We start from the raw sequence: 19001 nt of genomic DNA, 5'->3' as shown, positions 1-19001 counted from the left end.
CTGTGGTCGCGGCATGTTGATCATGGAAGGTTCAGGCAGGCCCAGTAGACAAGTGTTTTGTATCCCGAATATGTCGCGCGGGGGCGCTAATACACAGTGGTACATAACGACGGGAGAGGAAGGTTTGTAACCGTAAAAATCCTGGTAGGGTTCTGAGGGCGGGCGCTTTGAGGTGCTTGCCAGCTATTGTTTTCCTACTTGCCGCGGAGAGTTTTCATGTCCAATCAAGCAACAGCGCAGTCCGTAACGTTCAAGCGTCCAGACGGTGCCGAGGTCAATGGCTACCTGGCCAGCCCTGCTGTACTGGACGGGGCGCCGGCCATCGTATTGATTCAGGAGTGGTGGGGGCTTAACGAGCAGATCAAGGGCGTGGCCAGTCGCCTGGCCGAGTGCGGTTACCGGGTATTGGTACCGGACCTTTATCGCGGCGCTTCCACAGTGGAAGAGGAAGAAGCCCACCACCTGATGGATAGCCTGGATTTCAGTGATGCGGTGTCCCAGGACATAAAAGGCGCGGTGCGCTACCTGCAGGCCGACTCGAGGAAAGTCGGCGTGACTGGCTACTGCATGGGCGGGGCATTGACGCTGTTGGCGCTCAATGCCATTCCGGAACTGGCCGCGGGTGTGGTCTGGTATGGCTTCCCGCCGCTTGAATACCTGGATGCGGCAAAAATCAAAGCACCGCTGATTGGCCATTGGGGCACGCAGGATGCTTTTTTCAACATCGAAACCGTCGCGGAGCTGGAATCAACGCTGCATGCGGCAGGCGTAGACGCCACGTTTTACCGCTACCTGGCGCGTCATGCCTTTGCCAACGAGACGGCGATCGGCCATGGCCGCATACCCGACACACAATACGATGCCGCATGGTCGCAACTGGCGTGGGACCGCACGTTGACCTTCTTCGGCAAAACCTTGTGGCAGGCATAAGGTGTAAACAGCTTTCGGTAAAGCGATGAGTAGCCCGGCTGCCGGAACCTGATGATTCAACGCGAATCAACGGAGGCGGGCCGGCCTCCTTACTCTGCCTCTGGCTGCCCGATCTCAGCCAGGGCGCTGGCGTTGTTCTTGAACGCTGCTGCAAAGGCGGCGCGGTTCTTGGCCATGAAAATACCGGCGTCTTCTGCCTGCTTTTCAGTCAAGCCTTCCACGTTTTTCAACAGGACATCCATCAGAGACTCTGCCAGCTCAAGCATCTGGTCGTGTGCGTCGGCTAGTTTGCGATCCACGAATGTAGTCTCCAAGTCGCGGGTACTGCGATACAGGGTTTCAACAGCCATTTTTTGGCCTCGTCATCAGGGTGCAGTAGTGAAGGGGAGTAGCCCTTGCTTCGGGTGTTGCTGAGTGCTGTTTATATATACAGTAAAAAGGTTAAGCGAAACCACAGCGTTTGGGTAGCAGTTTTTTAATGTAGCCCGTAAATACAGCTCAGGCGTGCCTCATGTCACGCCGCCATCATCTTATACCTGCCTCTGGCCTTTTTTCTGCATGCAGAACAACCGTCACGTCCAACCCGCATTATCCGGTCGAGTCGACCTAAGGAAGCATCATCGTGAAGATCAATTGGGCCGAAAGGCTGCGCCAGAACGTACACGGGCTGGCCGAGTCCCTGGGCAATCTGTTCGTCGAGTCGTTCCACTACCTGGCGCTGTTCGCCATTGGTGCGGTGACCGCGTGGGCAGCGGTGATGGAGTTTCTGGGAATGCTCGAGAATGGGCATATCAAGATCGATGACATCTTGCTGCTGTTCATCTACCTCGAATTGGGCGCGATGGTCGGGATTTACTTCAAGACCAACCACATGCCCGTGCGCTTTCTGATCTACGTGGCAATCACCGCGCTGACGCGCCTGCTGATTTCCAACGTGTCCCACCACAACCCGCCCGACATCGGCATCATCTACCTGTGCGGCGGGATTCTGCTGTTGGCGTTTGCGATCCTGGTGGTGCGCTATGCGTCTTCGGCGTTTCCTTCTGTAAAGGTCGAAGGCCCGCGTCGCAAGGGCGAGGCGAGCCTGGAAACCGAGAAGGGCGAGCTTTAAAGGCCGACGCTGAAGGGCAGGGAGCGGGCTGGCGGCCGCTGTAGCACTTTGTGGTCGCCATCGGTCATCACCGCCAGGATCTCCATGGCGCTGTGGCCCTGTTCGATGGCAATGCCGAATTGGATGCTCTGTACCAGGCGCTTCAGGCGCTTGGGATCATTGCGTTGTTCGGCGCTGATCATGCGTTTAGCCACCACGCCTTGATCGTTGGAGAGGGTCAGCATGATGCTGCCGTCCAGGCGCTGGATGCTCAGGTTGACGCGGTATTGCGGGGTGAAGGTGTCGGTGATGATCTGAAAAGGATTGTCCATGGTGCGTTACCGCCTGATAAGAACATGCAGTCATTGACGACCGGTGTCGGGATTAGTTCGCGTCTCCTGACCATCGGCCACTCCGTCGCTGAGGTTTTCACAAGGTCCGTTTCCCTCCACAGCTGTACAGCAAAGGCCGTGCCGCATAAGGCGCCGAGCCGTTATTGCGGGACATGAAAAAGGCGAACCGAGGTTCGCCTTTTTGTTGGGTGATCTATTTCAGGGCAGTACCGAGAAAACGATCGCAGACAGCGCAATCAAGCCGATCACCACCACAAACACGTTCGACAGCTGGCCCGAATACTGGCGCAAGGATGGCACGCGACGGATCGCGTACATCGGCATCAGGAACAACAGGCACGCGATGATCGGCCCGCCCATGGTCTCGATCATGCCCAGGATACTTGGGTTGAAGGTAGCCACGGCCCAGCAGGTCAGCACCATGAACAGCGCGGTGCAGCGCTCCAGCCATTTCGACGACATCGAACGATTGCGCCCGCGCAGGGATTTGACGATCAGGCCCTGGAAACCTTCACTCGCGCCGATGTAGTGGCCGAGGAAGGATTTGGTAATGGCCACGAGTGCGATCAACGGCGCCGCGTAGGCGATCACCGGGGTCTGGAAGTGGTTGGCCAGGTACGACAGGATCGAGATGTTCTGGGCCTTGGCCGCTGCCAGGTCGGCTGGCGACAGCGCCAGTACGCAGCTGAAGCAGAAGAACATCACAGTCAGCACCATCATGCCGTGGGCGGTGGCGAGTATGCCGCTGCTTTTGCGTTCGGCCTGTGCGCCGTACACGCGTTTCTGGTCGACGGCGAACGCGGAGATGATCGGCGAGTGGTTGAAGGAAAACACCATCACCGGGATGGCCAGCCATAGCGTCTTGAAGAAGATCGGCAGTGGCATGCCTTCGCCAGCTGAGGCGAAGAACGCGCCATTCCAGTTGGGGATCAGGCTCACGGCCAACAGCAACAGGGCGGCCACGAAAGGGTACACCAGCACGCTCATGGCCTTGACGATCACGCTCTGGCCGCAGCGCACAATGGCCATCAGGCCGAGGATCAGCACCAGCGACAGGATGGCCCGGGGCGGTGGGGTCATGTGCAGTTGGTGTTCCATGAAGCTGCCCAGGGTATTGGTCAGCGCCACGCTGTACACCAGCAGGATCGGGAAGATGGCGAAGAAATACAGCAGGGTGATCAGCTTGCCCGCACCGACGCCGAAATGTTCTTCGACCACTTCGGTGATGTCGCCGGATTTGCCCGACAACACAAAGCGCGTCAGCCCACGGTGGGCGAAGAAGGTCATGGGGAAGGCCAGCAGGGCCAGCACGATCAGCGGCCAGAAACCGCCGACGCCGGCATTGATCGGCAGGAACAGGGTGCCTGCGCCGATGGCGGTGCCGTAGAGGCCCAGCATCCAGGTGGTGTCGTGTTTGGTCCAGCCGGTGGTCACGGTGTTTTCTGCAACAGGATTTTCGGCAGCAGGTGTACGTACATCGGTCATCGTTATTGCCTCGTTATTATTTTTGCGCGGGCTCACGTTTGGGGCGGGTAGCAGTGCTCCGATCAGCACTCCACCCAGCTGACCGCCAGGCCGCCCCGTGAAGTTTCTTTGTATTTGTCATGCATGTCGGCGCCGGTATCGCGCATGGTGCGGATCACCCGGTCGAGGGAAATGAAGTGCTTGCCGTCACCGCGCAGGGCCATTTGCGTGGCGTTGATCGCCTTGACCGCCGCGATGGCGTTACGCTCGATGCATGGCACTTGCACCAGGCCGCCGACCGGGTCGCAGGTGAGGCCGAGGTTGTGCTCCAGGCCGATTTCGGCAGCGTTTTCCAATTGCTCGGGGGTGGCACCGAGGACGTCGGCCAAACCCGCAGCCGCCATGGCGCAGGCTGAACCGACTTCGCCCTGGCAGCCGACTTCGGCACCGGAGATCGAGGCGTTTTTCTTGCAGAGAATGCCGACTGCCGCCGCGGCTAGGAAGAAATTGACTACATCATCGTCAGACGCGTCGGCGTTGAACTTCATGTAGTAATGCAGCACGGCCGGGATGATCCCGGCAGCGCCGTTGGTCGGTGCGGTGACCATGCGCCCACCGGCGGCGTTTTCTTCGTTGACGGCGAGGGCGAACAGGTTGACCCACTCCATCGCTGACAAGGTTGAAGTGATCACATTCGGCTTGCCGATTTCCAGCAGGCTGCGGTGCAATTTCGCCGCGCGACGCGGCACGTCCAGCCCACCCGGCAGGATGCCTTCATCGCGCAGGCCTTGCTCCACGCATTCGCGCATCACCGACCAGATATGCAGCAGGCCACTGCGGATGTCGGCATCGCTGCGCCAAGCCCGTTCGTTGGCCATCATCAGCTCGGAAACCCGTAGGCCGTGCTTGTTGCACAAGGCCAGCAGTTCTACGGCGCTGGAAAAGTCGTAGGGCAATTCAACATCGCTGGTCGGCGCAATGCCGGAGGCGGCTTCGGCAGCTTCGATAATGAAACCGCCGCCCACCGAGTAATAGGTTTGCTCGCTCAGCAGGCCGTTTTCGCCGTAGGCGTGCAAGGACATGGCGTTGGGGTGGTAGGGCAGGCTTTCGTCCAGCAGTAGGAGGTCGTGCTTCCAGTTGAAAGCAATGTACTGCTGACCTGCGAGAAGCAGTCGCCCGGATTCGCGCAGTTGCTGGATGCGTGCGTTGATCGAGGTGGGGTCGACCCGGTCTGGCCATTCGCCCATCAGGCCCATCACGCAAGCGCGGTCGGTGGCATGGCCAACACCGGTGGCGGACAGCGAACCATACAGGCGCACTTCCACGCGGCGGGTGTCGTTCAGTAATTGTTGGTCGATCAGGGCTTGGGCAAAAGTCGCGGCCGCTCGCATGGGGCCGACGGTATGGGAGCTGGAAGGGCCGATGCCCACCTTGAATAGATCAAAAACACTGATAGCCATGCTAAACCCTTACAAGCAATGGAGTAGAAATCGCTGCCATGTTTTGTAGGACGAGCGGAATTGGCGCGATACTGAGCCTCTGGAACGGCACTGACCAACGAATTATCCTAAGACACCCTTTAGCAGGACTAAACGCTATGACCCGGCCCCTTCATGGCCAGACGTATGTCTGGCTGCACGTGTTTGCCTGTGCGGCGCGGCATTTGTCGTTCACCCGTTGCGCCGAAGAACTGCACATCACGCCGGGGGCGGTGAGCCAGCAAATCCGCCAATTGGAAGAACGCTTGGGTTTTCGCTTGTTTCATCGGCGGGCGCGTGGGGTGGAACTGAGTGCCGAGGGCCAGCGTTTGGCCGCGACCGTGAGTGAGGCCTACGGGAGCATCGATGCCGAGTTGCAGCGCTTGGATGCGGGGATGATCAGCGGCACCTTGCGCCTGCGCTCGATCCCGTCGTTTCTGGGCAAATGGCTGACCCCGCGTCTGCCGCGCTTGCAGCAACGCTTTCCGGATATCCAACTGCGCATGGTCGCCGAGGACAGCAGCATCGCCCTGCACGAGGGCGATTTCGACCTGGCCATCGACTTGAACGACGGCAGCTACCCTGGCCTGTTATCCACAGCCCTGTTGGACGAGCAAATCTTTCCGGTCTGTGCCCCCAGCCTGTTGCGTGGGCGCCCACCCCTGCACGGCCCGGCCGACCTGGTGCACTTCCCGCTGCTGCACGACATTACCGCCTGGCGTGGGAGTTATGAGTACGCGGAGTGGGAGTTCTACCTGAATGCCATCGGCTATCACGCCGCAGACGTGCGCCGCGGCCACACCTTCAACCGCAACCACCTGACCATCGAAGCCGCCATTGCCGGCATGGGCGTGGCCATCGCCCGGCGCACCTTGCTCAACGATGAACTGGAGCGCGGCACCTTGATCGTGCCGTTCGGCCTGGCCGTGCCCAACCACAAACGCTACGTGTTGCTGTATGCGCCGGGCGCACTGAACCATCCGGGCGTACGCGCGGTGCATGACTGGCTGGTGGAGGAAGCAGGGATTTTTCGCGGATTGCACCCGTTGGGGGAGGGGCAATTGTGAGGTTGGCTGGTCGTAAGAAGATGTAACTAACTCCCCACCCTAACAGCGTTTTTGCTCGTCGTCAGACTTAATTTGTAATGTGTGATTTATCTTTGCAAAGGGGTTGAATTGTTCTTCGGACTGCTCAATTGTGTAATCAAGAGGTCATGGTTTCACCACACCGGTGTTGCAGTTGTGACCTCTCGCGAGCTAGCTGAAATAAGGGAAGAACTATGCAAATCCAAGTCAATAGCGATAACCATATTGAAAGCAGCATCCGACTGGAGGAGTGGGTACGTACTACCATTGAGAGCACGCTCGAACGCTACGAAGAAGACCTGACCCGAGTGGAGGTCTACCTGCGGGATGAGAACGGCGACAAGCCCGGTCCCCACGATTTAAGTTGCCGCCTGGAAGCGCGGCCAAAAGGCCATCAACCGCTGTCGGTACTGCACAAGGCCGATACCCTGGAACAGGCGATCGACGGGGCGGCCACCAAGCTGGACCATGCATTGGAACACCTGTTTGGCAAACTGCAAGGCAAGCCACGCGCTGCCGGGAAAAGTCTGTCGGACACCAAGGTCAATGAAGATGAGCTTGAACAGGAGTTTCTGGAAAAAGAACGTGCCGTGTTTAACAGCTGATCGCTGAACGTTATTTCATCCCCCACCGAACGGGCCTGCATGTGCAGGCCCGTTTTCGTTTACTGGCCGCGTCGGAAGAAATACCTGCTTAACCCCGCCAACCCGCACGCACCCAGGCCCGCGAAGAGCATGGCCCAACCGACACCCTGACGCAGGGCTGCCTGGGCATCGGTGAAGCTCAGGTACGCGGATGACGCCAGCTTGCCCGCCGCGATGTTCTGGCTGATGGCCGGCCATTCCAGCACGCTGCTTTCGGGCATTACGGCCGCCAGTTGCTGGCAGATCCCCAGCAACAACACCAACCCCATTAACGCGATGTTGAGCGCGAGGGTGATCAGCCGCGCGCTGAGATCGATACCCGAGGCCATGCCCGCACGGTCGGCCGAAACCGAGCCGGTGGTGGTATTGGTGGTGGGGGAGTTGGTCAGCGCCAATCCCACCCCGGCAATCAGGCAACTGAGTAGCACCAGCACGATGCTTGGCTGCGCCACAGCGTTGGCTGCGGCCATGCTCAAGAAGCCTGCGCCCATCATGCCAAGCCCCACGGGGATGATGCGTTCTGCGCCGTAGCGCAGGGCCAGGCGTTCGGCCAATGGCGGCACCAGCAGTGTCGGCAAGGTGTAGGCGAGCAGGGCGCCGCCGGTGGTCAGGGTGTCGTAGCCCAGGCCAGCCTGGAAATACAGCGGCAGGTAGATCATGAACGGCCAGAAGCTGAAGTTCATGCCGATCGAGCCCATTAACGCGCCGTTGAAGCGCTGGATCCGGAACACCGAGAAATCAAACATCGGGTGAGCGCTGCGCCGCTCGACAACGATGAACAGCAGCAACCCAGCCACTGCCAGGCCCGCCCAACCAAGCATCGCCGGGGTGCCAAAGCCGTGTTCGGTGCCCTGGGTGATGAAGTAGACCAGGGCGAATACCGACAGCGTCAAAGTGAGCATGCCCGCAATGTCCAGGCGATGGGCCGCCGGGTCACGGGACTCCTGCACGCTGACCTGCAACAACACTAGGGTGAACAGGGTGAGCGGCACGTGCACGAGAAACACCCAGCGCCAATCCGCCACCGCCAGGATCAACGCGCCCACCATCGGCCCGAATCCCAGGCCCAGGCCGGCAATCACACCCCAGATCGCGAACGCTCGCGCCCGCGCCGCCGGTTCGCGGAACAGGTGCGACAAAATCGCGAACTGGCAAATCATCATCGCCCCGGCGCCGATGCCCTGGACGAAACGCGCGGCGATCAGCGTCGACGCACTGTCCGCCAACCCACAGGCCAGGGACGCCAGCCCGAATAGCCACAGGCACAGCACCAGCATGCGTCGGCGGCCAAAGCGATCGGCCAGGGTGCCGGCTGCCATCAACACGCTGGTGCAGGCCAGGGTGTAGGCATTCATGATCCATTGGGCGTCCTGGAAACCCGTGCCGAGCTGCCTTTCGAGGGTGGGCAGGATGACCGGCACGCTGGAGATTTCCAGGCCGAACATCAGCGCGACCAGGCACACGGCGGTGAGGGCGAGGCCGTTCCTGGCGGTGCGCGGTGGGTTGGCAACCGATAACGTGGCGGCGGGTGGCATGGGGACTCTCCTGTCGATGGGGTATCGGGTTATTTTCAGGGGAATCAAATTCTTTATTCGTGATAAGTTTTCCATTCATAAGGGAATCAAGAGCGACAATTGGTGCCATGACCACTCCACGTTTTGACGGTGTCGAACTCTTCCTGCAGATCGTCGAGAGCGGCAACCTGACCGAGGCCGCCGAGCGACTGAACCTGACGCGCTCCGCTGTGGGCAAGGGCCTGGCGCGACTCGAGGCGCGCCTCGGCACGTGCCTGTTGCAGCGCTCTACTCGCCGCCAGCGGTTGACCGAGGACGGCCAGGCCTACTACGAACATTGCCTGCGGGCGCTGGCGGAGCTGGAAGCCGCCGAGTCCGTGCTGGAGAGCGGGCGGCAGCAACCGCGCGGGCGGTTAAGGGCCAGCCTGCCATTGGCCTTCGGGCATCACTACGCCGCGCCGGCGTTGTGGGGGTTGATGGATCGATTTGCCGAACTGGAGATCGAGATTTCTTTTTCTGACCGGCTGATCGACGTCGCCCAGGAAGGCTTCGATTTGGCGGTACGCATTGGCGCGTTGCCCGACACCGACCGCTTGAGCGCTCGTCGCCTGGGCGAGCAGGCGATTGGCCTGGCGGCATCACCGGCGTACTTGCAGCGTGTGGGGCAAATTGAGTGTATCGAGGACCTGGCCGGGCATCGGGGCATTGCCTATCGCTGCAGTGCCCCGCGCCTGGAATGGGAACTCAAGGACGACCAGGGTCGCCCGCACCGTACGCGGGTGGCCTCGCCGCTGATGATGGACGACCTCCAGGCTGTGGCCGATGCCGCCATCGCTGGTGTGGGCCTGGCCTGGTTGCCCAGTTGGCTGATCGCCCACTATGCCCTGCGTGGACAGCTGCACGCGGTACTTCCCGGTTACCGCGAGCAGCCCTCGCCGATCCACGTGATCTGGCCCACGGCGGCGCACATGCCGGCCAAGACGCGCTGTGCCATCGACGCGCTGGTGGCCGGTACGCCGTCGTGTCTGGCGGGCAGTTAGATGAACGCCGGCATTGTGGTGAGCGGGCTTGCCCCGTGCCGGGTTGCGCAGCAACCCTGGAAAATGGGCCTGCTACGCAGTCCAGCGCGGGGCAAGCCCGCTCACCACAGAGGGCCCCGCTCACCACAATGGCCCGCTCACCACTGGTTATCTGTTGCTTGAGCCGTTAGAACGCGATGGAGGTCTGCACATACACCGTGCGTGGCTCACCGACGTATTTGCCTTTGTTGTTATCGTCGAACGAGCGCGTGTAGTACTGCTTGTTGAAGATGTTTTTCACCCCCACCGCCACGTTCAAATCCGACAGCTGCGGGCCGAAGTCGTAGGCGGCGCGGCTGCTGAACAACATGTAGCCGGGGATGCGCCCGTTCGCACCGTCGGCACTTTCGGCCTGGGTGTTGGCGTTGTCGGCGAATTGGCTGCTCTGGTAGCTGCTGTCCAGGTTGAGTTTCCAGCGACCTTCGGTGTAGCCCACGCCGAGGGTGCCCTTGTGCTTGGACGAGAAGGGTACGCGGTTGCCTTTGTTCGGGCCGTCTTCGCGGATGGTGGCGTCGACGTAGGCGTAGGTGGCGTACACATCGAACCCTGCCAGCGCCGGGCTCAAGCCGTCGAGGGCGTAGTTGATGCTGGACTCGATGCCCTGGTGGCGGGTTTCACCACGGGCGATCACCGAATCATTGGTCTGGTTGCTCTCGTACTGGTTGTCGAAGTTGATCAGGAACGCGCCGATTTCCGCGCGCAGGCTGCCGTTGTCGTAGCGAGTGCCGAGTTCCCAGGTGCGCGCTTTTTCCGGTTTGACTTCGCCGCTGGTCACACGGTTGGGCATCTGGCTGTACTGCACGCTGCCAAACGAACCTTCGGTGTTGGCGTAGAGGTTCCAGTCTTCGGTGAGGTGATAGAGCACGTTCAGGGCCGGCAGGGCGGTGTTGTAGTCACCCTTGTATTTGACGTTGCTCAGGTTGTTGGTTTGCTGGGACTCGATCATCTCGTAGCGAATGCCCGGTGTGATGGTCCATTTGCCGATATCAATCCGGTCATCGATGAAGAAGGCATTGGCCTCGGTGCCACCACGGGTGTCGCGGTCATTGCGGCTGTCGGTGGTGGGGATCTGTTGGTTGGCGGCAATCGGCGTGCGGTAACGCAGTTCGTGGCCGGCTTCGTTGATGTAGCGATAGCCGACGCCCACTTCGTGGCTGGTCGGGCCCAGGTCGAAGCCTTGGGCGAAGCGGGTTTCCAGGCCACGCACCCAGTATTCACGCGGGGACAGAGACAGGAATGTGCCTTGGTCGAGGTAACCGCTGCGCAGGGTCTTGGTGAAGAAGCTGTTCACGGTGAACTCGCGACGGTCCTGCTCATAGCGATAGCCGACGTTGAACATCGTGCGGCGGCCCCAGAATTTGTCGTAGGGGCGGGTGGACTGGTAGGGATCGGCCTTGTAGTTCGCAACGTTCAAGCCGCCGGGCATGTCGGCCTGGCCTTCGTAGTACTGCGCCATGGCGTTGAAGCTGTTGGCGTCATCGAGTTGGTATTTACCCTTGAGGATCAGGTCGTCGATGCGCGTGTTGCTGTTCTCGCGCCAGTCGCCGCCACGGGTGCCGGAGTACAGCAGCGCGCCGCCCAAACCGTTGTCGGCGGTGCCGCCGGCGAGCAGGTTGCCGGTGGTCTTGAAGCCGTCATGGCTGGAGGAGGGGCTGGTTTCGGTCTGCAGGCCGCCTTTGACCGTGGGTGCATCCGGGATTGCGCGGGTGACGAAGTTGACCACGCCACCGACGTTCTGTGGGCCGTATCGCACGGCACCGCCGCCACGTACGACGTCGACGGCATCCATGTTGCCCATGCTGATCGGTGCAAATGAAAGCTGCGGCTGGCCGTAAGGCGCGAAGGGCACCGGAATGCCGTCCATCAACACCGTGGAGCGCGAGGCCAGGCGCGGGTTGAGGCCGCGAATGCCGAAGTTCAGCGCCATGTCGTGGCTGCCGGTGCCATTGTTGTCCGGGGCGTTGACGCCGGGAATGCGGTTGAGCACGTCCTTGGCCTGGGTGGCGCCCTGGCGTTCGAATGCTTCGCGGCGGATCACGTCACGGGCGCCGGGGTGTTCAAACACATTGGTTTGCGCCGCGTCGCCCAGCCAGTCGCCGACGACGCTGGACGTGCCCAATTCGATAGTGGCCGGTGCCGTGGCCGGTTGCAGGCTGTAGGCATTGTCGCCTTCGGCGCGGGCTTGCAGGCCGGTGCCTTCCAGCAGTTTTTGCAGGCCGTCCGCGGCGCCGTAATTGCCAGACAAACCGTGGCTCTGCATACCCGCCGTCACTTCGGAACTGAAGGAGATCAACACGCCGGCTTCGCGTCCAAACTGATTCAGCGCAGCTTCCAGCGACGTCGGGGCGATGTGATACGGCTTGGCATCGGCCGCCATCACAGGGGGAAGTGCCGTAAGACTTAAGCTGGCGCCGAGTAGGAGTTGGCGCAGAGTGCGGGCGAGAAGCGTCGGTTGCTGGGGCATGAAGAGCGGTCCTGAGAAGGAAGGATCAAGGTGGCTTTCCTTCTCTGTCACGCGAGGTATGGAAAACGGCTCAGTGTTTTTGAAATAAATGTCAGGCGCGTGCCTGCACCGTCACCCAATACCGCGTAAAGCGCCGCACTTTCACCGGCAGGCTGACTTCCAGCAGGTCGAGAATGCGTTCGCTGTCATCCAGTGGGTAGCTGCCGGAGATCAGCAGGTTGGCCACCTGAGGGTCGCAGTTGACCTGGCCACGACGATAACGGCCCAGTTCGCCGAGGAAATCTTCCAGGCGCATGTGGGCTGCGACCAGCATGCCGTCGGCCCAGGCGCCGCTGTTGGCGTCGGTGGGGCGCGGGGTGTCCCAGCCTTTGCGCGTAAAATTGACCTGGCGCGCAGCCTCGACCGTCAACGGCAGGCCGCTGTAGGTGTTGGGCATCACCTCGACGCGGCCGTCGAAGACCGCCAGTTGCGTGTGGTCGTTGAACTGGCGCACGTTCATGCGTGCAGCCCGGCTGGTCAGCAGGCTCTGGCCGGTCAAGACGTTCAGCGGTGTGTTGCCGGCGCTACTGGTCAACAGGATCTCGCCTTCAAGCAGGCGGATCAGCCGTTGCTTGCCATCGAAGTGCACGTCCACCGCGCTGCCGGTATTGAGCTGCAGCTGACTGCCGTCCGCCAGTTGCACCTTGCGACGCTGGCCGACGGGGCTGCGGTAGTCGGCGGTCAGCGGCGGCAGGATATGTTGCTGGCGCAGGCTCCAGGCGGCGGCCGAGCCGGCACCGAGAATCAGCAGCAACTTGAGGGCCTGGCGGCGGCTGGTGGAGGTAGGCGCGTTCAATGCTGCATGGGCCAGGGGCGAGGGCATGCCGCGCAGGCGCTGGTTGACGCGCTGCATATGGTCCCAGGCGCGCTGGTGTTCGCTGTGGGCGTTCAGCCACTGTTGCCAGGCCGCCTGCTGGCGTGGGTTGAGCGCGCCTTGCTGCATTTCCATCAGCCAATGCACGGCCTGCTCGGCGACTTGAGTGGAGAAATTCATAGGGCGAAATAGCAGCGCATGGCCGCTTTGTTCAGGTGGCGTTTGACGGTGGCGATGGAGAGGCCCAGTTCAGCGCCGATCTGCGCGTAGGTCAGGCCATCCAATTGGGCCAGCAAAAAAGCGCGCTTGACCTGGACGGGCAGGCCGTCGAGCAGTTGATCGAGCTCTACCAGGGTTTGCAGGATGATCGCGCGTTCTTCTTCCGACGGCGCCACGTGCTCGGGCATCTGCGCCAAGGCGTCGAGGTAGGCGCGCTCCAGGTCCTGGCGGCGGTAGAAGTTGAACAGCACGCGCTTGGCGACGGTGGTGAGGAACGCGCGGGGCTCGATCAGCGTGGGTGTTTCCCGCGCGGTGAGCACGCGAATAAAGGTGTCCTGCGCCAGGTCGGCGGCACTGTCAGGGCAGCCGAGCTTGCGCCGCAACCAGCCGGTGAGCCAGTGGTGATGGTCGTTGTACAACACTTCGACGGTATTGGACGGGCTCAACGGGGACACTCCACAAGCATCGCCATGCTTCAGAGAACAAGAATTGTTCGCATTGTAGGGCGCGTGAGTGGCTTCGGCAATCCGTCTGCACAGGTGATTCATCCGTTCTGTTTTGCTTATGAGAATATTTATCATTAATATTGCGTGCTGATGAACCTGGCGCTTCCTGCATGAAAAGCAAAACCTCGCTGCCTGTCTCCTATCGTCTTGCCGTGACTTCGCGCGTGCTGGCTGCCGTGGTGGGGGGCTACCTGATGGCGTCCCTGGCCAGCATCTGCCTGGCGCTGTGGATGCCCACTTCCCGCGCGGATGCAGTGATCACCGGGATGATGAGTTCATTCGTGTTCTACCTGCTGGCCGTGCTCTGGTGTTTCGCCTGCCGCAGTGCCGCGCGCGCCTGGTTCGGCGTGATGTTGCCGAGCGCGGCGTTTGCCACGCTGGCGGGCGTGGGTTTGTGGATGGCACGCACATGAAAGAGGGCTTTCGCCAGGCAATGGCCTGGTTGCACACCTGGGCCGGGCTGATCTTTGGCTGGCTGCTGTTTGCGATTTTCCTGACGGGCACCTTGTCGTATTTCAAGGACGAAATCAGCCACTGGATGCAGCCTGAAGTGCAGGCCCATCCCCTCGACGATGCACGCAGCCTGACCGTTGCCCAAACCTATTTGCAGCAGGTGGCGCCGACGGCTGCGCGCTGGTTCATCACCCTGCCAGACAGCCGCGACCCCGGGCTGTCGGTGATGTGGCAAGACAAGGTCGACCCCGGCAAGCGCGGCAATTTCATCCAGAAAACCCTCGACCCGGTCAGTGGCCAGGCCGTGCAGGCCCGTGAAAGCATGGGCGGCGAGTTCTTCTATCGTTTCCATTTCCAACTGCAAATGCCTCACCCGTGGGGCCGCTGGCTGTCGACCATTGCCGCGATGGTGATGTTCGTCGCGCTGATCACCGGCATCATCACCCACAAGAAAATCTTCAAGGACTTCTTCACCTTCCGCCCCCGCAAAGGCCAGCGCTCCTGGCTCGACGGGCACAACGCAGTGGGTGTGCTGGTGCTGCCCTTCCATCTGATGATCACCTACAGCAGCCTGGTGATCTTCATGAGCATGGTGATGCCGGCGCCGATCCTGGCTTCTTATGGCAACGACACCCGTGCCTTTTTCAGCGAGGTGTTCCCGAACACCAATAACGCACCGGCATCGGGCCAGCCAGGCACATTGCTGCCGCTGGTGCCGATGTACGAGCAGGCCCGGGCGCAGTGGGACGGTGGGCATGTGGGACGCGTGGCGGTGAATAACCCTAGCGATGTGAACGCCTCGGTCAATGTGTTCCGCGCGGGTGCCGACAGCGTGGTGCATGATTTCGGCAGCACCGTTTCCTTCAATGGCAGCACGGGCGAGCTGTTGCGGGTCAGTGGCGAGCAGTCGCTGCCGGCGGCCATCGGCGGCAGTTTCTACGGCCTGCACATGGGCCATTTCGCCGGTCCGGTCCTGCGCTGGTTGTACTTCATCTGTGGCTTGGCGGGCACGGCAATGATCGGCACCGGGCTGGTGATCTGGCTCGGCAAACGCCAGCTCAAGCACGCGAAGGCCGTGGTCATGCCGTTTGAGCTGCGCTTGGTGGAAGTGCTCAACATCGCCAGCATGTCCGGGCTGATGATCGCCATCGCGGCGTTTTTCTGGGCTAACCGTCTGCTGCCGGTGAGCTTCGCCGAGCGTTCCGACTGGGAAGTGCAAACCTTCTTTATCGCCTGGGGCCTGAGCCTGTTGCACGCCATCCTGCGTCACGGGCGACAAGGTTGGGTCGAGCAGTTGAGCCTGGGTGCGATGCTGTTTGTTGCCATCCCACTGCTCAACGCGTTGACGACATCGCACCACCTCGGCGTCTCGCTGGCCACCGGCGATTGGGCCATGGCCGGCTTTGACCTGACCTGCCTGGCCAGCGGCGTGTTTCTCGCGTGGGCTGCCTGGAAGATGCAGCATCGCACCGTGCCTGCACCCAAGGCGGAGCGCGCACGCCCCTTGGCGCTCAAGCAGGAGGCGAACTGAATGCTGCTCCCTCTGCTGATGTGCTACGTCGGGTTCACCGCGCTGTGCTTGTCCACCGACCGCCATCACGGCGAACTGTTGCACAGTAAACCCTCGCCTCGCCGGCGCCTGGGTTTGCGTGTGGCTGGTTGGTTGCTGCTGACCGTGTCGATCTGGCCAGCGGTGAGTGTCGCCGGTTGGGGGCAGGGCCTGGTGCAATGGTGCGCCGTGTTGATGCTCAGCGCATTGCTGCTGGTGCTGTTGTTGCCGTACCGGCCAAGGCTGGCCTTGATCCTGGCGGGCATTGGTCTGCTCGCCAGTCCTGTCGCAGCCTTCGCCACCCTCTGAGCCCGCACATGATGATCAGCACGCCACCCGAATCCCAGGACAGCCAGCACGCTGACGCGGCAGGTGGACGTGCGCATTTTCTGCAGGTGTTTTTGTCCCAGCGTTCACAGATGGAGGCCTTGGTGAGTCGCCGTGTGGGGTGCCGCGCCACGGCGGCCGACTTGGTGCAGGACCTGTTCCTGCGTTTCTGGCGCCGGCCGCTGGTGCAGGTCGAAGAGCTCAGCACCTACCTGTTGCGCTGCGCCGGCAACATCGCCATCGATCACCTGCGCAGCGAAGGCGCCCGGGTGCGCAGCAGTGAAGGCTGGCTGCCCGAACAGCAAGATAACCAGGGTTCCGAACCCCAGGCAGCACTGGAAGCCGGCAACGACCTACGCCACGTCGAAGCCGCCCTGCGCAGCTTGCCCGAGCGCACGCGGCAGATTTTCCTGCTCAACCGTATCCACGGCCGCAAGTACGCGGAAATCGCCAAGGCCATGGGCCTGTCCCAAAGTGCCGTGGAAAAACATATGATGCGTGCCCTCGAAGCCTGCAAAGCCAGCCTCCGCGAACCCTCATCTCCACGCACGCCAGGGAAAGCACCGTGAACGTCACCCCCACGCCCGCCCAGGAACAAGCGGCCCTGGCCTGGTTGAGCCTGCTGCACGACCAGCCCAGCAGTGGCGACCAGGCCACGTTCAGCCAGTGGCTGCGGGCCGACCCTGCGCACGTCGAGGCCTATTCCCAGGCCCAGGTGCTGTGGGAGTTGAGCGAAGTACCGGCGCGCAAGCTGGCGGACGAAGAAGCGCTGGCGTTGCAGGGTTACCTCAATGCCATGCACACCTCGAAGCGTTCGCGGCGGGGGCGTTGGTCCGGGGCGCTGGCCATGGCTGCATGCCTGGTGGTGATGGTGTCCGTGGGTGCCGGCTGGCAGCCGTCGCGCTGGGTCGATGACTTGGGCGCCGACTACGTGACGGCGCCCGGCGAAATCAAAACCGTCACCCTGGCCGACAAATCCCAAGTCACCCTCGATGCCGACAGCGCCATCGCCGTGGATTTCAAGCAGGGCGAGCGGCATATCCAACTGCGCCGAGGGGCCGGCTTTTTCAGCGTGACCCACACCGGTGAGTCTTTCGTCGTGGAGGCCGGCAGTGGCGAGGCACGGGTGCTGGGCACGCAGTTCGAGGTGCGCCTGCAACCGGCAGGCGCCCAGGTAACGGTATTGTCCGGACGGGTTGGCGTGACGCCTTCAAAGCAGGGCCAGCAGCAAATTCTTACGGCGGGCCAGCAAGCGGCCTACGCCGATGGCATGGCCGATCCGATGCACGGGGTCGACAGCGAATCACGCCTGGCCTGGCGCGACGGTTGGCTCAACTACTACAAGGCGCCGCTGGCCGACGTGGTCAAGGACCTGGAACGTTACTACCCCGGTCGCATCCTGTTGCTCAACGATGAGATGGGGGCCAAGCGCGTCAGCGGCAGCTTCCCTAGCAAGGACCCGCAGGCGGTACTCACTGCATTGCAAGCAGTGCTGGGGTTCGAGAAGCGCACCTTATTAGGTCGTGTCATCGTCCTGCGTTGAATAAAGCCGTAGCGTATAACGGTATTGAATAATACTGTAAAAGTCTGCAAGGCGATGAGACGCACGTTTTGGTTGAAATAACTAAGTTCTGCTCATGACCAATTAATATTTTGAACTGTCAATTTTCACAGTAGACGCTGTCTGGGTGAAGCGCTTTTATTAGGTTTAAGAATTTTACTTAAACTTATAGAAGGGGCTGTATATGAGGCGTCTATTTAGCATTATTGTATTTTTCATCGTCACCTGTCTCGACAATGCGGCGATTGCCAAATACGTGACGCATGATGAGGTGGGGACGGCGGCGGTGTTTGATATGGCGGCTGCTTATAATAAAACGGTCGTGGATTGTGGTACCTCCAAACGGCCTTCCTTTTTATGCTCAGGGGTATTTTTACGCGGCACTATTTATTCTGACGCCTATCGGTTCTGGAACTACGGGCCTGCCTCAACGCAAGCCACTGCGTTTTCTTGGTTGCGTAAAGATGCCAAGTTTCGTCAGTTGGCGTCGGACCATCGTCACGGCTACGTGATGCGTTCGATGTTTTATTCGCCTGATGATTATATGCAGCTTGAAGTGCTTTGTGCATTTCCGTTAGATGCAGGGTCGCATATTCGAACGGATGCAGGATGTGGGGATGCTAGCAATACAGAACCGATAGAACGCACGTGTCAGGTATTGGGTATTAATACAGCAAGTGCCTGGCTTAATGACTATCTGGTCAATGGGCGTTCGCATCATCGGCAGTGCGGTTTCGATGTAAGGCCTGCCAACGAACCGTCGGGCGCCGCTGTATTCATGCAGTTTGTGAATACCCATCAGTTTGCCGAAGTCGTAGCGGAGCACTTTGCTGCGGTGGGCTTGAGTAATAACGAAGTCCGTATTCAATCCTGGCCGCAAAGCGATGGCAGCCGGGTGCCTATCTGGGCGATTTTCTGGGTGAGCAAAGATACCATCACGGGAGCGCCCTCAGAAGTAGGGCGGGATTTGGCCCAGAAAGACCAAATCGCTATCTATGCAGATTCTGGGCATTTCATTCCGATTGTCCGGATTACTTTTCCTATGACGCCTGCCGACGATGCCACGTTTTTCTACACGGCCACCGACCAGGCGCAGCTGGACACTGTCCAGTGTCGCCGGTTTGTTGATAAGGCTGTGTGGGTAAATCGTTATGACCCAGGCGCCAAGGGCGATCGTTGGACGCTGCAAGTCACCCCGACGGATTGCGGCAGGCTGAGCCAGGCCAATCAACTGGACAACTTCTATGGGGAAATAGTGGCCAAACATGGGAGCGATCCGCAGTGGGTGGCGGAAAACAAAGGTGGTGTGCGGCGTCAATTAGCCTGTTTGTTAGCGACCTACCGTAATAATTCGAATTATAACTTGGAGCCTTTCCGGCCTGACGTTTCGCAGGCAGTTGCAGTGGCGGCAGAGTGTAATCCGATATAGCAA

19 protein-coding genes are annotated in these 19001 nt (G+C 60.8%); 11 read left to right on the top strand and 8 right to left on the bottom strand.

Annotated elements, in window-relative coordinates; genetic code table 11:
• Positions 1-216: 216 nt before the first annotated feature.
• A complete protein-coding gene (locus KHP07_RS03215; protein WP_214496590.1) occupies positions 217-930 on the top strand; it encodes a dienelactone hydrolase family protein in 714 nt (237 codons plus the stop codon).
• Positions 931-1019: 89 nt separating this feature from the next.
• Here the strand turns inward: KHP07_RS03215 and KHP07_RS03210 are convergent, their stop codons facing one another.
• On the bottom strand, positions 1020-1280 hold the full coding sequence (locus KHP07_RS03210; protein WP_016978245.1) for a YebG family protein: 261 nt from the start codon (positions 1278-1280) through the stop codon (positions 1020-1022).
• A 272-nt stretch (positions 1281-1552) separates the two neighbouring features.
• On the opposite strand from KHP07_RS03210, the gene KHP07_RS03205 reads away from it, so the two are divergent.
• Positions 1553-2041, top strand: coding sequence for a phosphate-starvation-inducible protein PsiE (locus KHP07_RS03205; RefSeq protein WP_078047031.1), 489 nt, complete (start codon positions 1553-1555; stop codon positions 2039-2041).
• Here KHP07_RS03205 and KHP07_RS03200 read toward each other — a convergent pair.
• The 3 genes from KHP07_RS03200 to KHP07_RS03190 all read right to left on the bottom strand — a co-directional run bounded on the left by KHP07_RS03200 (position 2038) and on the right by KHP07_RS03190 (position 5297).
• Positions 2038-2352 (bottom strand): DUF3509 domain-containing protein, encoded by a 315-nt coding sequence (locus tag KHP07_RS03200; RefSeq protein ID WP_078047032.1) that lies wholly within the window; start codon positions 2350-2352, stop codon positions 2038-2040. The genes KHP07_RS03205 and KHP07_RS03200 overlap by 4 nt on opposite strands.
• Positions 2353-2571: 219 nt before the next feature.
• Positions 2572-3858, bottom strand: coding sequence for a serine/threonine transporter (locus KHP07_RS03195; protein ID WP_078047033.1), 1287 nt, complete (start codon positions 3856-3858; stop codon positions 2572-2574).
• A gap of 62 nt (positions 3859-3920) precedes the next feature.
• Entirely contained in the window at positions 3921-5297 is a 1377-nt protein-coding gene (locus tag KHP07_RS03190) for an L-serine ammonia-lyase (RefSeq protein ID WP_214496589.1), read from the bottom strand.
• Between the two features lie 137 nt (positions 5298-5434).
• On the opposite strand from KHP07_RS03190, the gene KHP07_RS03185 reads away from it, so the two are divergent.
• Positions 5435-6382: a LysR substrate-binding domain-containing protein gene (locus KHP07_RS03185; protein WP_078047035.1), complete on the top strand. Its 948-nt coding sequence runs from the start codon at positions 5435-5437 to the stop codon at positions 6380-6382.
• A 212-nt stretch (positions 6383-6594) separates the two neighbouring features.
• The gene (locus tag KHP07_RS03180) at positions 6595-7005 is read left to right on the top strand and encodes an HPF/RaiA family ribosome-associated protein (RefSeq protein ID WP_078047036.1); all 411 of its coding nucleotides are present in this window, start codon (positions 6595-6597) and stop codon (positions 7003-7005) included.
• Positions 7006-7064: 59 nt separating this feature from the next.
• Here KHP07_RS03180 and KHP07_RS03175 read toward each other — a convergent pair whose 3' ends face one another.
• Positions 7065-8579 (bottom strand): MFS transporter, encoded by a 1515-nt coding sequence (locus KHP07_RS03175; protein ID WP_214496588.1) that lies wholly within the window; start codon positions 8577-8579, stop codon positions 7065-7067.
• Between the two features lie 107 nt (positions 8580-8686).
• Between KHP07_RS03175 and KHP07_RS03170 the strand changes: the two genes are divergently transcribed.
• Positions 8687-9598: a LysR family transcriptional regulator gene (locus KHP07_RS03170; RefSeq protein ID WP_099494115.1), complete on the top strand. Its 912-nt coding sequence runs from the start codon at positions 8687-8689 to the stop codon at positions 9596-9598.
• Between the two features lie 166 nt (positions 9599-9764).
• On the opposite strand, the gene fecA is transcribed toward KHP07_RS03170, so the two are convergent.
• The 3 genes from fecA to KHP07_RS03155 all read right to left on the bottom strand — a co-directional run bounded on the left by fecA (position 9765) and on the right by KHP07_RS03155 (position 13619).
• Positions 9765-12101 (bottom strand): TonB-dependent Fe(3+) dicitrate receptor FecA, encoded by a 2337-nt coding sequence (fecA, locus tag KHP07_RS03165; protein ID WP_214496587.1) that lies wholly within the window; start codon positions 12099-12101, stop codon positions 9765-9767.
• Between the two features lie 91 nt (positions 12102-12192).
• Positions 12193-13134 carry a FecR domain-containing protein gene (locus KHP07_RS03160; protein WP_214496586.1) on the bottom strand — a complete coding sequence of 314 codons (942 nt, stop codon included), beginning with the start codon at positions 13132-13134 and terminating at the stop codon, positions 12193-12195.
• The gene (locus KHP07_RS03155; protein WP_100491433.1) at positions 13131-13619 is read right to left on the bottom strand and encodes a sigma-70 family RNA polymerase sigma factor; all 489 of its coding nucleotides are present in this window, start codon (positions 13617-13619) and stop codon (positions 13131-13133) included. The genes KHP07_RS03160 and KHP07_RS03155 overlap by 4 nt, the downstream gene beginning before the upstream one ends.
• A gap of 170 nt (positions 13620-13789) precedes the next feature.
• On the opposite strand from KHP07_RS03155, the gene KHP07_RS03150 reads away from it, so the two are divergent.
• From KHP07_RS03150 to KHP07_RS03125, 6 genes are all read left to right on the top strand, one after another.
• Entirely contained in the window at positions 13790-14092 is a 303-nt protein-coding gene (locus tag KHP07_RS03150; RefSeq protein ID WP_078047042.1) for a DUF3649 domain-containing protein, read from the top strand.
• Positions 14089-15663: a PepSY-associated TM helix domain-containing protein gene (locus tag KHP07_RS03145; RefSeq protein WP_100491432.1), complete on the top strand. Its 1575-nt coding sequence runs from the start codon at positions 14089-14091 to the stop codon at positions 15661-15663. The genes KHP07_RS03150 and KHP07_RS03145 overlap by 4 nt, the downstream gene beginning before the upstream one ends.
• Complete coding sequence (locus KHP07_RS03140) at positions 15664-15990, top strand: DUF3325 domain-containing protein (protein ID WP_078047044.1); 327 nt, start codon at positions 15664-15666, stop codon at positions 15988-15990.
• 8 nt (positions 15991-15998) lie between these two features.
• On the top strand, positions 15999-16577 hold the full coding sequence (locus KHP07_RS03135) for an RNA polymerase sigma factor (RefSeq protein WP_043204830.1): 579 nt from the start codon (positions 15999-16001) through the stop codon (positions 16575-16577).
• Positions 16574-17551 carry a FecR family protein gene (locus KHP07_RS03130; protein WP_214496585.1) on the top strand — a complete coding sequence of 326 codons (978 nt, stop codon included), beginning with the start codon at positions 16574-16576 and terminating at the stop codon, positions 17549-17551. The genes KHP07_RS03135 and KHP07_RS03130 overlap by 4 nt, the downstream gene beginning before the upstream one ends.
• Positions 17552-17753: 202 nt before the next feature.
• The gene (locus KHP07_RS03125; protein WP_214496584.1) at positions 17754-18998 is read left to right on the top strand and encodes a DUF2599 domain-containing protein; all 1245 of its coding nucleotides are present in this window, start codon (positions 17754-17756) and stop codon (positions 18996-18998) included.
• Positions 18999-19001 lie beyond the last annotated feature (3 nt).

Source organism: Pseudomonas sp. VS40, assembly GCF_018587885.1.
GTDB lineage: Bacteria > Pseudomonadota > Gammaproteobacteria > Pseudomonadales > Pseudomonadaceae > Aquipseudomonas > Aquipseudomonas pergaminensis.
The sequence above is the reverse complement of the archived record's forward strand: the minus strand, read 5'-3'. Positions and strand labels throughout refer to the sequence as shown.

Coding starts and splice junctions, on each gene's coding strand:
- KHP07_RS03215 (WP_214496590.1), top strand. CDS start 217: ATGTCCAATCAAGCAACAGCGCAGTCCGTAACGTTCAAGCGTCCAGAC.
- KHP07_RS03210 (WP_016978245.1), bottom strand. CDS start 1,280: ATGGCTGTTGAAACCCTGTATCGCAGTACCCGCGACTTGGAGACTACA.
- KHP07_RS03200 (WP_078047032.1), bottom strand. CDS start 2,352: ATGGACAATCCTTTTCAGATCATCACCGACACCTTCACCCCGCAATAC.
- KHP07_RS03195 (WP_078047033.1), bottom strand. CDS start 3,858: ATGACCGATGTACGTACACCTGCTGCCGAAAATCCTGTTGCAGAAAAC.
- KHP07_RS03190 (WP_214496589.1), bottom strand. CDS start 5,297: ATGGCTATCAGTGTTTTTGATCTATTCAAGGTGGGCATCGGCCCTTCC.
- KHP07_RS03185 (WP_078047035.1), top strand. CDS start 5,435: ATGACCCGGCCCCTTCATGGCCAGACGTATGTCTGGCTGCACGTGTTT.
- KHP07_RS03180 (WP_078047036.1), top strand. CDS start 6,595: ATGCAAATCCAAGTCAATAGCGATAACCATATTGAAAGCAGCATCCGA.
- KHP07_RS03175 (WP_214496588.1), bottom strand. CDS start 8,579: ATGCCACCCGCCGCCACGTTATCGGTTGCCAACCCACCGCGCACCGCC.
- KHP07_RS03170 (WP_099494115.1), top strand. CDS start 8,687: ATGACCACTCCACGTTTTGACGGTGTCGAACTCTTCCTGCAGATCGTC.
- fecA (WP_214496587.1), bottom strand. CDS start 12,101: ATGCCCCAGCAACCGACGCTTCTCGCCCGCACTCTGCGCCAACTCCTA.
- KHP07_RS03160 (WP_214496586.1), bottom strand. CDS start 13,134: ATGAATTTCTCCACTCAAGTCGCCGAGCAGGCCGTGCATTGGCTGATG.
- KHP07_RS03150 (WP_078047042.1), top strand. CDS start 13,790: ATGAAAAGCAAAACCTCGCTGCCTGTCTCCTATCGTCTTGCCGTGACT.
- KHP07_RS03145 (WP_100491432.1), top strand. CDS start 14,089: ATGAAAGAGGGCTTTCGCCAGGCAATGGCCTGGTTGCACACCTGGGCC.
- KHP07_RS03140 (WP_078047044.1), top strand. CDS start 15,664: ATGCTGCTCCCTCTGCTGATGTGCTACGTCGGGTTCACCGCGCTGTGC.
- KHP07_RS03135 (WP_043204830.1), top strand. CDS start 15,999: ATGATGATCAGCACGCCACCCGAATCCCAGGACAGCCAGCACGCTGAC.
- KHP07_RS03125 (WP_214496584.1), top strand. CDS start 17,754: ATGAGGCGTCTATTTAGCATTATTGTATTTTTCATCGTCACCTGTCTC.